17 protein-coding genes and 1 pseudogene are annotated in these 12317 nt (G+C 37.1%); 11 read left to right on the top strand and 7 right to left on the bottom strand.

Translation table 11 applies throughout. The features are described from left to right. The first annotated feature begins 330 nt into the window (after positions 1 to 330). The 4 genes from F6K54_RS11820 to F6K54_RS43750 all read left to right on the top strand — a co-directional run bounded on the left by F6K54_RS11820 (position 331) and on the right by F6K54_RS43750 (position 3800). A complete protein-coding gene (locus tag F6K54_RS11820; RefSeq protein ID WP_293077653.1) occupies positions 331 to 1149 on the top strand; it encodes a M48 family metallopeptidase in 819 nt (272 codons plus the stop codon). A gap of 519 nt (positions 1150 to 1668) precedes the next feature. Beyond that, entirely contained in the window at positions 1669 to 1986 is a 318-nt protein-coding gene (locus F6K54_RS11815; RefSeq protein WP_293077651.1) for a hypothetical protein, read from the top strand. Next, positions 1974 to 2243 carry an IS200/IS605 family accessory protein TnpB-related protein gene (locus F6K54_RS11810; RefSeq protein WP_293077694.1) on the top strand — a complete coding sequence of 90 codons (270 nt, stop codon included), beginning with the start codon at positions 1974 to 1976 and terminating at the stop codon, positions 2241 to 2243. The genes F6K54_RS11815 and F6K54_RS11810 overlap by 13 nt, the downstream gene beginning before the upstream one ends. 306 nt (positions 2244 to 2549) lie before the next feature. After that, positions 2550 to 3800 (top strand): formylglycine-generating enzyme family protein, encoded by a 1251-nt coding sequence (locus F6K54_RS43750; RefSeq protein WP_375341966.1) that lies wholly within the window; start codon positions 2550 to 2552, stop codon positions 3798 to 3800. A 108-nt stretch (positions 3801 to 3908) separates the two neighbouring features. On the opposite strand, the gene F6K54_RS11800 is transcribed toward F6K54_RS43750, so the two are convergent. The 3 genes from F6K54_RS11800 to F6K54_RS11790 all read right to left on the bottom strand — a co-directional run bounded on the left by F6K54_RS11800 (position 3909) and on the right by F6K54_RS11790 (position 5468). Further along, the gene (locus tag F6K54_RS11800; protein WP_293077693.1) at positions 3909 to 4049 is read right to left on the bottom strand and encodes a DUF4926 domain-containing protein; all 141 of its coding nucleotides are present in this window, start codon (positions 4047 to 4049) and stop codon (positions 3909 to 3911) included. A 171-nt stretch (positions 4050 to 4220) separates the two neighbouring features. Then, a complete protein-coding gene (locus tag F6K54_RS11795; RefSeq protein WP_293077649.1) occupies positions 4221 to 4820 on the bottom strand; it encodes a Uma2 family endonuclease in 600 nt (199 codons plus the stop codon). A gap of 84 nt (positions 4821 to 4904) precedes the next feature. Next, entirely contained in the window at positions 4905 to 5468 is a 564-nt protein-coding gene (locus F6K54_RS11790) for a Uma2 family endonuclease (protein ID WP_293077648.1), read from the bottom strand. A gap of 263 nt (positions 5469 to 5731) precedes the next feature. Between F6K54_RS11790 and F6K54_RS11785 the strand changes: the two genes are divergently transcribed. Continuing rightward, a complete protein-coding gene (locus tag F6K54_RS11785; RefSeq protein WP_293077646.1) occupies positions 5732 to 5953 on the top strand; it encodes a hypothetical protein in 222 nt (73 codons plus the stop codon). After that, positions 5950 to 6225, top strand: coding sequence for a PIN domain-containing protein (locus tag F6K54_RS11780; protein ID WP_293077644.1), 276 nt, complete (start codon positions 5950 to 5952; stop codon positions 6223 to 6225). The genes F6K54_RS11785 and F6K54_RS11780 overlap by 4 nt, the downstream gene beginning before the upstream one ends. Positions 6226 to 6604: 379 nt before the next feature. On the opposite strand, the gene F6K54_RS11775 is transcribed toward F6K54_RS11780, so the two are convergent. The 4 genes from F6K54_RS11775 to F6K54_RS11760 all read right to left on the bottom strand — a co-directional run bounded on the left by F6K54_RS11775 (position 6605) and on the right by F6K54_RS11760 (position 10579). Next, positions 6605 to 6781 carry a DUF4926 domain-containing protein gene (locus F6K54_RS11775; RefSeq protein ID WP_293077642.1) on the bottom strand — a complete coding sequence of 59 codons (177 nt, stop codon included), beginning with the start codon at positions 6779 to 6781 and terminating at the stop codon, positions 6605 to 6607. A 430-nt stretch (positions 6782 to 7211) separates the two neighbouring features. Beyond that, a complete protein-coding gene (locus F6K54_RS11770) occupies positions 7212 to 8360 on the bottom strand; it encodes a beta-ketoacyl-ACP synthase (protein WP_293077640.1) in 1149 nt (382 codons plus the stop codon). A 500-nt stretch (positions 8361 to 8860) separates the two neighbouring features. Beyond that, on the bottom strand, positions 8861 to 9613 hold the full coding sequence (locus F6K54_RS11765) for a peptidylprolyl isomerase (protein WP_293077638.1): 753 nt from the start codon (positions 9611 to 9613) through the stop codon (positions 8861 to 8863). Positions 9614 to 10015: 402 nt separating this feature from the next. Continuing rightward, complete coding sequence (locus F6K54_RS11760; RefSeq protein WP_293077636.1) at positions 10016 to 10579, bottom strand: photosystem I assembly protein Ycf4; 564 nt, start codon at positions 10577 to 10579, stop codon at positions 10016 to 10018. Between the two features lie 117 nt (positions 10580 to 10696). Between F6K54_RS11760 and F6K54_RS11755 the strand changes: the two genes are divergently transcribed. From F6K54_RS11755 to F6K54_RS11740, 5 genes and pseudogenes are all read left to right on the top strand, one after another. Then, positions 10697 to 11035 (top strand): transposase, encoded by a 339-nt coding sequence (locus F6K54_RS11755; protein ID WP_293077634.1) that lies wholly within the window; start codon positions 10697 to 10699, stop codon positions 11033 to 11035. Between the two features lie 141 nt (positions 11036 to 11176). After that, the gene (locus F6K54_RS11750; protein ID WP_293077691.1) at positions 11177 to 11527 is read left to right on the top strand and encodes a transposase; all 351 of its coding nucleotides are present in this window, start codon (positions 11177 to 11179) and stop codon (positions 11525 to 11527) included. A 13-nt stretch (positions 11528 to 11540) separates the two neighbouring features. After that, entirely contained in the window at positions 11541 to 11663 is a 123-nt protein-coding gene (locus F6K54_RS11745; protein ID WP_293077632.1) for a hypothetical protein, read from the top strand. Beyond that, positions 11653 to 11718: pseudogene (locus F6K54_RS42840) on the top strand (hypothetical protein); the annotation flags it as partial. The gene F6K54_RS11745 and the pseudogene F6K54_RS42840, both read left to right, overlap by 11 nt. A 40-nt stretch (positions 11719 to 11758) precedes the next feature. Continuing rightward, positions 11759 to 11908 carry a hypothetical protein gene (locus F6K54_RS11740; RefSeq protein ID WP_293077630.1) on the top strand — a complete coding sequence of 50 codons (150 nt, stop codon included), beginning with the start codon at positions 11759 to 11761 and terminating at the stop codon, positions 11906 to 11908. The last annotated feature ends 409 nt before the right edge of the window (positions 11909 to 12317 follow it).

Genomic DNA, 12317 nt, shown 5'->3' with positions numbered 1-12317 from the left:
CCACATTTCCCACACTTCCCACACTCCCCCACCCAATCATACATAGTATTCTTTTTGAGAAATGGTATAATACCAATTTGAAAAAAGAATGCTACAAAAAGGTAGATATCGATCAGATATGCTTAAAAATAGCTGCTCCAGTTCATTTGAAAAAGTTATCTCTATCTTTTTTCCCTTTTTTTAAATATTTACCTCTTCTTCCTTCTTCCTTCTTTCTTACTTCTACCATTTGTAACAAACATTTATCAAATTGGTATAACTCCTCTATAATTCCTATTTATTCTGACTCCTGACTCCTGACTCCTGACTCCTTAATTATTAATCAAATTCATGAGCGATCGCAATCCCTCACCAACTAATCGTCAACTTTTAATTATATTAGGAATTTTTACAGCGATTATTGTCATAATGATTAGCTTTGTATCGATGTTAGTTGATTGGGCAATTACTCAAATTCCTATTAGTTGGGAACAAAAATTAGGAGCATTAATTGTTCCGGTTTACGAACAAAAAGCTAAAGATTCTCCTCAACAAGAAATCTTAAATAACCTATTAGATAGTTTGGAGTCTAAACTAGATAATAAATTATCAGAAAAAAGGGATTATCGAGTAATCTATATTCCTGAAAAAAACGTTAACGCTTTTGCCATTCCTGGGGATGTTATTGGTATTTTTGAGGGGTTAGTGAAAGAAGTTAAATCAGAAAATGAATTGATGATGATTTTAGGTCATGAATTAGGACATTTTGCCAATAGAGATCATCTTCGGAGTTTAGGAAAAACCTTAGCTATTCGAGTTGCGATCGCTAGTATTTTTGGAGATAATTCGACTTTAGCTAATAGTGTAGGAGTTATTATCGAAACTATTAGTAATACTCGCTATTCTCAGTCTCAAGAATATCAAGCAGATGAATTCGGATTAATGTTATTAAATGAAACTTATGGTCATGTGACAGGGGCAACAGATTTTTTTAAGAACTTTAAAGAACAAGAAAAATTAAGCTGGGACTTTTTTTCTAGTCATCCTGCTGGAGAAAAGCGTGTTAAGAGATTAGAGAAATTAATTAAACAAAAACAATATAAATTAGGTGAATATTCAGATTTAGAGCCAAATTTAAAGTTGAGCGATCAGGAGATTTTTAGGAACTAATTTTGCATTAAAAAATACTGGATATCCTAAATATTGAACTTAAGCAAGCAATAAATCTAATAGTAAAACTTGTAGTAGACAGACACGCCTAAAAATGTAGGTTGGGTTGTAGCTTGCACACCAAGTAGCGGTACGGAGTGTTAGCGTAGCTTATCCGTAGGATAAACCCAACAAAACCTTACTAATGTTAGGTTTATTCTATTAGATTAAACCCACATTCCGCACTTCAGTTTGTATCATTAAAAGTAGTATATAAATCCGTAGCTTTGTAGGTATTTATACTATACAAATCATCTCAATTACTTTTTTCGTCGATCAAATAATGAAGTAAAAAATTTACGCATAAATACTTACTTGATCGTGTACTCGATCACGGCAGCTATGATTTTCTTCTCAAATTCTGTCTCCAGTATAGCTGTCTCCTGACTCCTCCTTCGGTTGCTACATTTTGTGGTGCGGAATGTGGGATTAAACAGTCCAGTAGTATCAAAAAAAGTATAGAAACCGAGTTTGTATAAAATGAAAATTCTACCTCGCATCCTTAGTCTAACTTTACTCTCCCTAGCTTTGACAAATTGTTCTGTTTCACCGGAAAAAATCAAATCTAGTATTGTCATTATTAGCAATAAATCTGGGCATGGAACTGGTTTTTTTGTACCTGGAAAACCAGGAGTCTGTAGTGTACTAACGGCAGCTCATGTTTTGCAAGGAAAAGGAGAAAATTTCGTCGAAACTGCTAAAGATATGAAACCCTGGCGGATTGCTAATATAGAAAGACTTCCTTATAGTATAGATTTAGCTTTAGTTACTTTTCAGCCAGTAAGATTGAAGCGTTAACCTATCACCGAAATCGTTTTGTCGAGAATTATCTGCATAACACCAGCAAGTTAGTTGTTAATTATTTAGTGAAGAGTAATATAGGTACTGTAGTAATTGGAAAAAATGATAATTGGAAACAGGGTGCAAACATCGGTAAAAAAAACAATCAAAACTTTACCCAAATACCACACTCTAAGCTAATTCAACAGATAACTTATAAATGTGAACTTGCTGGTATCAAAGTTATGGAAACAGCAAGATTGTTACACCAGTAAAACTTCTGCACTTGACCTAGAATTGCCCAGGTGCCATGAGAATTATGTGGGAAAACGAGTCAAACGCGGTTTGTTTAGAAGTGGAACAGGTAAAGTGATTAATGCCGATATCAATGGCAGTATATGCGATAATCAGAAAGAAATTCCCAGGGGCTTTTACTGTCGAGGGAATAGTGAGCTGTGCCGAGAGCGCCTGTATTGGTTAATCCAATATCAAGATAAAAGCTGTTACAATTTTCTACAGTTTTTTTCGTACGGTTGTTTTATGGTGCGGTAATAGTTGGTGGTGGTAGTTTGATTTATTTTATGGTGAGATATTTTCCCAAGCGACAAGTTTCGACTGAGGTGAGTGAGTTGGAAAGGGAACTGAGGAATGAGCAACGCAGACGAGAAGAAGTTGAAAGAAGGTTAAGATCGGTACAAAATACTTGGAGTCAAAGACAAAGGGTATCGGAAAAGCCACCAGAGAATAAATCTTCTAATTTGCCTAAAGTAACATCAGGGGAGCTATTGAGGAATGAGCAACGCAGACGAGAAGAAGTTGAAAGAAGGTTAAGAGCGTTACAAAATACTGGGAGTCAGACACAAAGGAAGTCGGAAAAGCCACCAGAGAATAAATCTTCTAATTTGCCTAAAGTAACATCAACAGCAGAATCAGAAAAAGGGCAGCTATTGGGGTGGGGAAAAATACCAGAGAATAAATCTTCTAATTTGCCTAAAGTACCATCAACAGCAGAATCAGAAAAAGGGGAACTATTTACTTTTGAAGTTTTAACTGTCAACGACTCTGGTAAGGTTACTAACCGCACCCAGGGAAGTGCTAGGCAAAAAATAGAAGATTTGGGTAATGGAATAAAGTTGGAAATGGTTTATATTCCTGGGGGCAGTTTTATTATGGGTTCGCCAGAAAATGAGGTTGAGAGACATTCCTCTGAAAGTCCGCAACATAAAGTCACTCTCCAACCTTTTTATATGAGCAAATATCCCATTACTCAAAAGCAATACCAAGCAATTATGGGAAATAATCCTTCGTATTTTAAAGGAGAAAATCGCCCTGTAGAAAAAGTAAGTTGGAACGATGCGACAGAATTTTGTCAAAAGCTATCTCAGAAAAGTAGGAAAATTTACAGGTTGCCTAGTGAGAGTCAGTGGGAATATGCTTGTCGTGCAGGAACAACAACACCTTTTTATTTTGGAGAAACTATAACGTCTGAGTTAGTTAACTACAACGGTAACTATCCTTATGGTAATGCTCCTAAAGGAAAATATCGAGGAGAAACAACGGATGTAGGAATTTTCCCACCCAATGCTTTTGGTTTATATGATATGCAGGGGAATGTCTATGAATGGTGTCAAGATGTTTGGCACAAAAATTATAATGGAGCGCCTACTGATGGAAGTGCTTGGGAAACTGGGGGTAGTAGTGAAAGAGTAGTTCGTGACGGTAGCTGGTACAGCTTTTCTTGGGATTGTCGGTGTGCCAGCCGCTACCATTATGTTGCCTACTACCTCTACTATGTCGGTTTTCGCGTCATCTCGCCTGTCTCTCCTTTCTAGGATTCTTCCCCTCTTTTCTTTTCCCCTTTTCCCCTTTTCCCTTTTTTCTTTTTCCTCTTTCGAGTCTCGCTTTAGCGAATCGATTTTTTTTCAGATATAGAGAATTAACTAAAGTTTACAGGGGTGTAGTTGATTCCCTGAAACAGTCCCCATAGTATAAGTTGTTCCATCATTATCAGAAAAATCTACTTCAAAAACATTGTTATTGTATTCCATAACAATTGTTCCTACTTGTCCTTTACCCTCTATTTCCGAACCGACACAGCTAAAACTGTGCAGAGCGCTTTTAATTATAGAAACCAGGAAGGAGCTTCACTCATAGCGGTAAAGGATCGTTTCTCAGCGATAAACAGTTTGTTTCTCATGGACTGATAACTGATAACTGAATAAGTGTGCCAACCCACTATGTCTATCTCTCTTTCAGAAATCAATCCGTACATCCGTGGCTAAATCCGTGTCTGCTCCCAATATTTCATCAACAGTAAAAGTCACATTAGGCAAAGCTTGAATAGTCAAAGTTTCACCCCTTTGAAAAGTCTGCACAATTTCATAACCATTCGCAGTAGGTTGTCGGTAAACTTCCAGACATTCTTCAGTCAAATTTACCAACCAAACTTCAACAATATTATTCTCAGCATATAAAGGAATTTTTATTTCTCGGTCATATTTAATAGTTGTATCTGAAACTTCTATGAGGAGAAATACATTTTCTGGTTGAGGTTGTTGAGTCTCATAAAAATCCGATCGTCGTTGCAACAAACTGATATCTGGTTGTGGTTCAGAAGTATTATTCAATCTTACAGAATCTTGAATTCCCACAGTAATAGTCTGTGCTAAACGCAAAATGAAAAGTTCGGCAAGACGTTTCACACAAGCTGAGTGACGAATACCCATAGGGGACATTTTGATAATTTCTCCTCTGATTAGTTCTACTCGTTCATTTCCAGTAAATACTCCTGCATCTTGCATTTTATAATACTGATCTACAGTAAATAGTTGTCGCAATAATTCTACAGCCATTATTAACTCCTTGAAAATAATCCTATGAATTTGTATGGGTTGAAAAATTATATTTATTCTAAATATTCTAATTAAAAATTTCTGTTAATCTCCCAATATTTCATCAACAGTAAAAGTCACATTAGGCAAAGCTTGAATAGTCAAAGTTTCACCCCTTTGAAAAGTCTGCACAATTTCATAACCATTCGCAGTAGGTTGTCGGTAAACTTCCAGACATTCTTCAGTCAAATTTACCAACCAAACTTCAACAATATTATTCTCAGCATATAAAGGAATTTTTATTTCTCGGTCATATTTAATAGTTGTATCTGAAACTTCTATGAGGAGAAATACATTTTCTGGTTGAGGTTGTTGAGTCTCATAAAAATCCGATCGTCGTTGCAACAAACTGATATCTGGTTGTGGTTCAGAAGTATTATTCAATCTTACAGAATCTTGAATTCCCACAGTAATAGTCTGTGCTAAACGCAAAATGAAAAGTTCGGCAAGACGTTTCACACAAGCTGAGTGACGAATACCCATAGGGGACATTTTGATAATTTCTCCTCTGATTAGTTCTACTCGTTCATTTCCAGTAAATACTCCTGCATCTTGCATTTTATAATACTGATCTACAGTAAATAGTTGTCGCAATAATTCTACAGCCATTATTAACTCCTTGAAAATAATCCTATGCAAGATATTATTCCTCCACTAACTGGCTTTTTTTAGGATTAATAGTTAATTAAATTTAGTCTGATTTGAAAGATATAGCAATATGCGCTGGCATATTTACACATTATTTTTTGTACACCTTTTCTAGAATGTACTTTGAGCTGTGCCTCGTAAATACCTGAACGCTCATTGCTATAATTGAAAAATTCTGATAAGTATCAAGATCAAAAGCAACATATATTTAAGGAATTAATTTTATGTTAGTAAAAGGAATTAAAAAAGGCAAAATTATTGAGTTATTAGAGGAAGTAAATTTACCAGATAACAAAGAAATTTTAATAGAAATTAAAGAAGTTAATGATTTTTGGTCAGCCTATCAAAAATTTCGGGCCAAAATAGAACAAGAAGGAATTATTTTTGATGATAATACTTTTGATAACTTACGGGATAAGTCTCCAGGGAGAGAGGTTGATTTATGAGTTTAAATTATTTGCTAGACACTAATATAATTTCTGAATCTATGCGCCCTTCTCCTCATCCCCAAGTTGTGAATAAATTGAGGATAAATAAATTACAAATTTGTACAGCTACAGTAGTCATTCACGAATTTTTATATGGTTGCTGGCGTTTACCAGAATCAAAGAGACGTAATTTTTTTGAGGAATATATTAACGATATGATTTTAAATATCCCTGTATTTGATTATGATTTAAAATCGGCACAATACCATGCAAAAGAGAGAAATAGATGATCTAAGATCGGTGAAACTGCTAGTTTTATTGATGGTCAAATTGCCTCTATTGCTGCCACTAACAACCTAATTTTAGTCACTAACAATATAGCTGACTTTGAAAATTTTGAATATCTAAAACTAGAAAACTGGTTTGTTGAATAAAGATGCCATCAAAGTTAATTTGAAGATAAGTTTCCCTCCGAGAGAACCTGGTAGCCGAGATTTATTTAGAAGTTATGTATTCTGCCAAAAAAGCTGTTGGTGCGTAATTAATTTTTGTTAGTTTTATGGGTGAGAAAAACCCACCCATTAGATAATTATTAGAGTTTAAAGGTATCAGAAAAGACTTAAATCTGATACCGATTGAGAATAATTAATAGCTAAAAATTTTCGAGGATTAAGCAATAACTTCTACTAATTCATAATGTAATCGCATTATTTGATTACTTGGAATAGTTTCCATTGCATAAGTCGTTCCATCATTATCAGAAAAATCTACTTCAAAAACATTATTATCGTATTCCATAACAATTGTTCCTACTTGTCCTCTATATATAGCAATGTGCGCTGGCATATTTACACATTATTTTTTGTATGCCCCTTCTAGACTGCACTTTTAGCTGGACATTGTAAATACCTGAGCGCTCATTGCTATAGAATAATAGATTCTCCTGTTTCAAAATGAGTCGTTTGTCTATCCTCAGTTAATGCCACAATATCTAATTCTTCAAATTCAGTCATTTCAGTTATCAGTATCCTAAAGCGATCGCTCATATTACAGCAGATTTCGGGCAAATGATGTACAGGATAAATCGTGAAAATATTGTAGTGCGGGCATCTTGCCCGCGCGAGTGTACCTCATAACAACGGAAAGCGCTGTATGTCTGGTTGAATAGTTATCATTAAGAATAAATAGGAGAAATATCTAAAATATAAGAGATTGCTTCCTTCCACTCCGTTCCAGTCGCAATGACTTTACATTTAGTGTTTATTCAGCCATGATATTATACCCTACCCAACACCAACGCCGCATTTTGCCCACCAAACCCAAAACTCAAACATAAAACATTTTCCACCTGACACTCACGAGCATACCTAACCAAATCTAAATCAAATTCTGCCTCATTTAATCCCACACAGGGAGGTAAAATCTGATGTTCCATCGCCATCAAACAAAATGCTGCACCCAATGCTCCAGACGCCCCCAATGTATGGCCTGTCGCTCCCTTTGTCGAACTAACTGCCACTTTCTGAGGAAAAATTTGCTGAATTAAATTAGCTTCATGACGATCATTTAATTGAGTTGCCGTTCCATGAGCATGAACATAGTCAATATCTTCAGCAGATAAACCGCTTCTTTCCAAACATTGAGCGATCGCTAACATTGCACTTTTGCCACTCAAATCCGGCGCGTTACCATAAATTGCATCATTTGTCAAACCAAAACCCCGAATTTGACCATAAATTTTAGCCGATCTTTGCCGTGCAAATTCAGCAGACTCCAATACCAAAACAGCAGCTCCTTCCCCCAAAACTAACCCCTCCCGACTGCGGTCAAAAGGATAAGCACCTGTTTGAGCCAAAGCTCCCATTTTTCTAAATCCTGCTATACTCAGAGGTGTAATAGGAGATTCCACAGCACCAGCGATCGCCTGTTGACATTGACCAGTTTCTATTAACTCCACAGCACGAGCGATCGCCCATATTCCTGTAGCACAAGCAGCCATCGGAGCTAGCACAGTGCCCTTTGTACCTATCTGACTCGCAGCAAAAATAGCAGGTTGATGGGGTAACAAATTAATAAATGAAGTGTCATCTTTTTCCAGATCGTTTTGCCGATCATCTCCAATAAGCTGCTTTTTTGCCAATTTTTCCAGCATTCCTTGATAGCCACGACTAGAACCGATGACTACACCACATTCAGGTAGGGGCAGTTTTAAACCTGAAGATTTGACAGCAGTTTCTACAACTTCCTTGGTTAACTGAGTTAAATTAACAGGCTGAAAATTTATTAAACCCAAAGGTAGGGGAGGTAACTCTGCAAAAGGTTGATGTAACTCAATAGCAGACTTACCCTCCAACAGTTTTTTCCAACTTCTATCGAGGTTCCCCAAGGCAGAAGAGAGACCGATACCCGTAACTACAACTTCCACAATTTAAGTTATCAAAATAATATGAGTCTAAAACCCTGCCTTGATTGGCGAAATATTTTTGGAGCGAAGCTCAAATCTCCTACTTCCCCTCCTGGGAGCAGGGCTGTTTCAAAGTATCGCAAGTTAACGATGAGCGGGAGAATGGGAGTAATGGGGATAGGAGAATAGAGAAATTTACCAAAATTTGCCGATTTTTCAGCAAAGTACGCGTTTTTAAGCTCTGAGAGAATATTTGGTTCAACGTCGTTTAAAAGCCTCTATCCCCGTGTCTGGTGTGTCTCCGTGTCCCCGTGTCTATCGAGAATGAAACAGCCCTGCTCCTGGGAGGGGGAGGGGCGAGGGGTAGGTTAACTTCTGATATCATGTCCGATAGCATCGGAGCGTGTATAAAATTAAGGTGACACTCTTGAGAAAACCTTCTGCCTCCTGCCTCCTGCCTCCTGCCTTCTGTACACCAAAATCTAACTATTCAACCGGACATGATATGACTTCTGACTTCATTAAGATTCGCTGCTATTAGGTATGGTTAAATTTTCCAGACCTTCAACAACTTTAGCTGACTCAATGCGATCGCCAGCTTCAATATTATCAACCACTTCTTTCATCCCTTGTGTCACATAACCAAATACCGCATAGTTACCATTCAAGAATGGCAGGTCAGTTAAAGTAAAATAAAATTGGGATGAAGCAGAGTCAGGAAATTGAGACCGAGCCATTGCTACAGCTCCTCTTGTATGAGATAAAACAGGTGGTTGTGCAATACCAGCTTCTTCTAAAGTGTTACTGTAAACAGGTTCAGAAGCATCTTGAGGTTTAATTTCCAGAGGAATGTAACGTTCACTAGAAGTTGTGGGGTCTATAAAACCTCCTGTACCTAAATTATTTAAGGGGATATTGAGGTTTTTACTTTGAGGATCGCCACCCTGAACTACAAAAGGTTGAGGTTCGCGCACTACTCGGTGAAATACTAACCCATCATAAACCCCTTTTTGAACTAAATCGATAAAGTTACCTGCTGTGACCGGAGCATTTGTACCATCGACTTCTATGGTAATAGGAGAGGAATTCACAGTCATTACTACTGTTGCTTTACCATTTAGCTGAGGTAAACTGCTGTACTTAGCATCTAATGTTGTTTGACTTGATAGGGTCGAAACTTCTGTATTAGGAACAGAGGTGGCAGTACACCCTGTTACTAACAAAGTTACTACTATGATTAATGACAATAACAACTGACTGATTTTTCTTTGCATTTTCACTAAAATTATTATCGTGAACTTTAGACATTCAATATTGATTTTATAGATTTTTCCTGCACTCTTTCAAAGGCAGCAAGAGTACCTATCCCTAGTAATCTGGAAATTCTGAATCATCCCAAGTTAAGTCTAAAATCTAAATAACTTATACAAAGCGCGGTCTAGTCATGCCACAAGAGTAAAGAAAGAAGAAATAAAGGAAAAAAATGATAGGTATAGGTAGCTTCTAGGATGGGAAAATAGCTAATTTTAGTCATCATTTTCCAATTCCTTGTTTGATCGTTGGTACTATATAGCAGTCGAAGAAAAGGGCGCGGACAGTTCAAAAGTTTAAAACTCAGACAAAGTAAGACTGTTCCTTCTTCCTTCTTCCTTCTTCCCTCTTCCTTCTTCCTTCTACTACAGTCCTTCTAAAGGAACTTGAAGAAACTTTGCCAGTTGAGCCGCTTCATTTTCTAATGTTGACAAGGCCAATGGCTGACCTACACGGGTAAGAGGAATTTGCCTACTGTCTTTGAGACGAAGATATATAGCTCTACGGGGATTGAGACCTTCTTTAATATCTACTTTAATAGATTGCACATTTTCCACAGAACAAGTAAATTCGACTTTACGGTTCTTACCGGGAAATCCCCAACGAAAAATTATCACCTGGCCTTTTTCTTGGTTATACTCATTGTAGCCACCACCAACGTCCCACATAATAGTTAACCACAAAAAGAGTCCATACACGGTACCAAGCACACCATAAAATCCCATAGCTATTCCCTGGGGTAAGAAACTAAGTTGGCTAGGGTCAGCAACAAATAATAGATTAACTTTAAGATAGCTAGATATCCCTGATAAGAGGAAACCAATACCCCCCATACTGACAATTACAGCCCAGAAGTAATTACTGAGACGACGAGACCCTATAATTTCTTTACGGAGTAAGTGATCGCCTATCAAAGTTTGAGTAGTCATAAATCTTCTATGTTTACCGAAAATTTGGGTTTAAAGCCTCGCCCATAAGCGGGCGACTTTTTAGTTGATTTGATTTCAATAAATATGTTATCATGTTGTTAGTTTAAGAGTCAAATTATGAAAGCTAGATTTAAGTATCGTATCTATCCAACACCGGGACAAAAATACCGATTAGCAAAGCTATTTGGTTCGGTCCGTGTAGTTTGGAATGATAGTCTAGCTTCTTGCCAAGAAAAGTATAAATTAGGAGAAAAGAAACCTATTAATTCTGAGTTACAAAAGCTTTTTATTACTCAAGCTAAAAAAACTGAAAATAGAGAATGGTTATCAGAAGTTTCTGCTATACCATTGCAGCAATCTTTAAATGATTTAAACCAGGCTTATCAAAACTTTTTTAGATCGACTAAAGGTCAAAGAAAAGGTAGACCTATTAAACCTCCGAAATTTATGCATTAGAAAGTCAAAGCAAACTGCTAGGTTTACACTCGTGAGGATTTAAAGTTGGTCAACATAAAGTTCCTAGCAACGCTAAGATTGGAAAGCTGAAAATTGTATCGCCTGTGAGAGTTACCTGCTCTTCCATCATCAGTAACAGTCATTAAAGATTCAGCTAATAGATATTTCTTAAGTTTTGTAGTAGAAATACAACCAGAAATCTTACCTCAAACTGATAATTCAGTAGGTATAGATTTAGGCATTTCTACTTTTGCTACATTGAGCGACGGTACAAAAATTGATGCTCCTAAACCACTTAAGAAACGAATTAAGAAGTTAAGAAAATTAAGTAAGTCATTATCTAATAAAACTAAAGGTTCTAAAAGATATGAAAAAGCACGGGTTAGAATTGCTAAGTTCCATGCCAAACTGAAAGATACAAGGACAGATTTTCTACATAAAATATCCACTAAAATAATTCGTGAAAACCAAACAGTTGTTTTAGAAGTATAACAACGTTTCTGGTATGGTTAAGAACCGTAAATTATCCAGGGCTATATCCGATTTAGGATGGAGACAATTCAGAACATTCCTAGAAGGAAAAACAGAAAAATATGGTCGCGATTTTAGAGTAATTAATCGCCCTTGAGCCTACTTCTCAAATTTGCTCAAATTGTGGCTTTAAAGGTGGCAAGCTAGACCTTCAGGTGCGAGAATGGGAGTGCCTCAACTGCGGTGCAAAACATGTTCTTAGACGAGAATGCAGCAATAAATATATTAGTCGCGGGCGGGCAGTCCGAGACATTAAACGGACGTGGAGGTAAGCGTAAGACTAGCGTCAAGGTAGCAGCAGCCAGTGAAACGTCAACCCGCCGAGGAGTTACGGCTCGGTAGGAATCCCCGCGCCTTTAGGCCGGGGAGGATGTCAAATAATTCTCAATTTTATAGCACTACAAGAATTGGGCGCGGACATTTTTCAACCCTGTTTCCTGACCGACTCCACAGGAAAAATCCTTTTACAGTTTCAAAACTTACGCACAACCACCATATATAGGGTTTGCTGAATAAATTGGTTGGTGGGGTAGGACACGGGGACGCGGAGACGCGGGGACGCGGAGACGCGGGGACGCGGAGATGGGGGCACAGGCAAGGGTTTCGGCCATTTTATGTGAAGAAATTTTCGTGAATTTCAGCAGAAAACTTCAGTATTTTGAGGCAAATAAGAGCCATAAACATAGGATATAAATTGAATATAAAAAGCTTCATTACCTTATATATCCTGATTTTTAGCTTTATTCAGCAA

Source organism: Okeania sp. SIO3B5, assembly GCF_010692555.1.
GTDB lineage: Bacteria > Cyanobacteriota > Cyanobacteriia > Cyanobacteriales > Microcoleaceae > Okeania.
The sequence above is the reverse complement of the archived record's forward strand: the minus strand, read 5'-3'. Positions and strand labels throughout refer to the sequence as shown.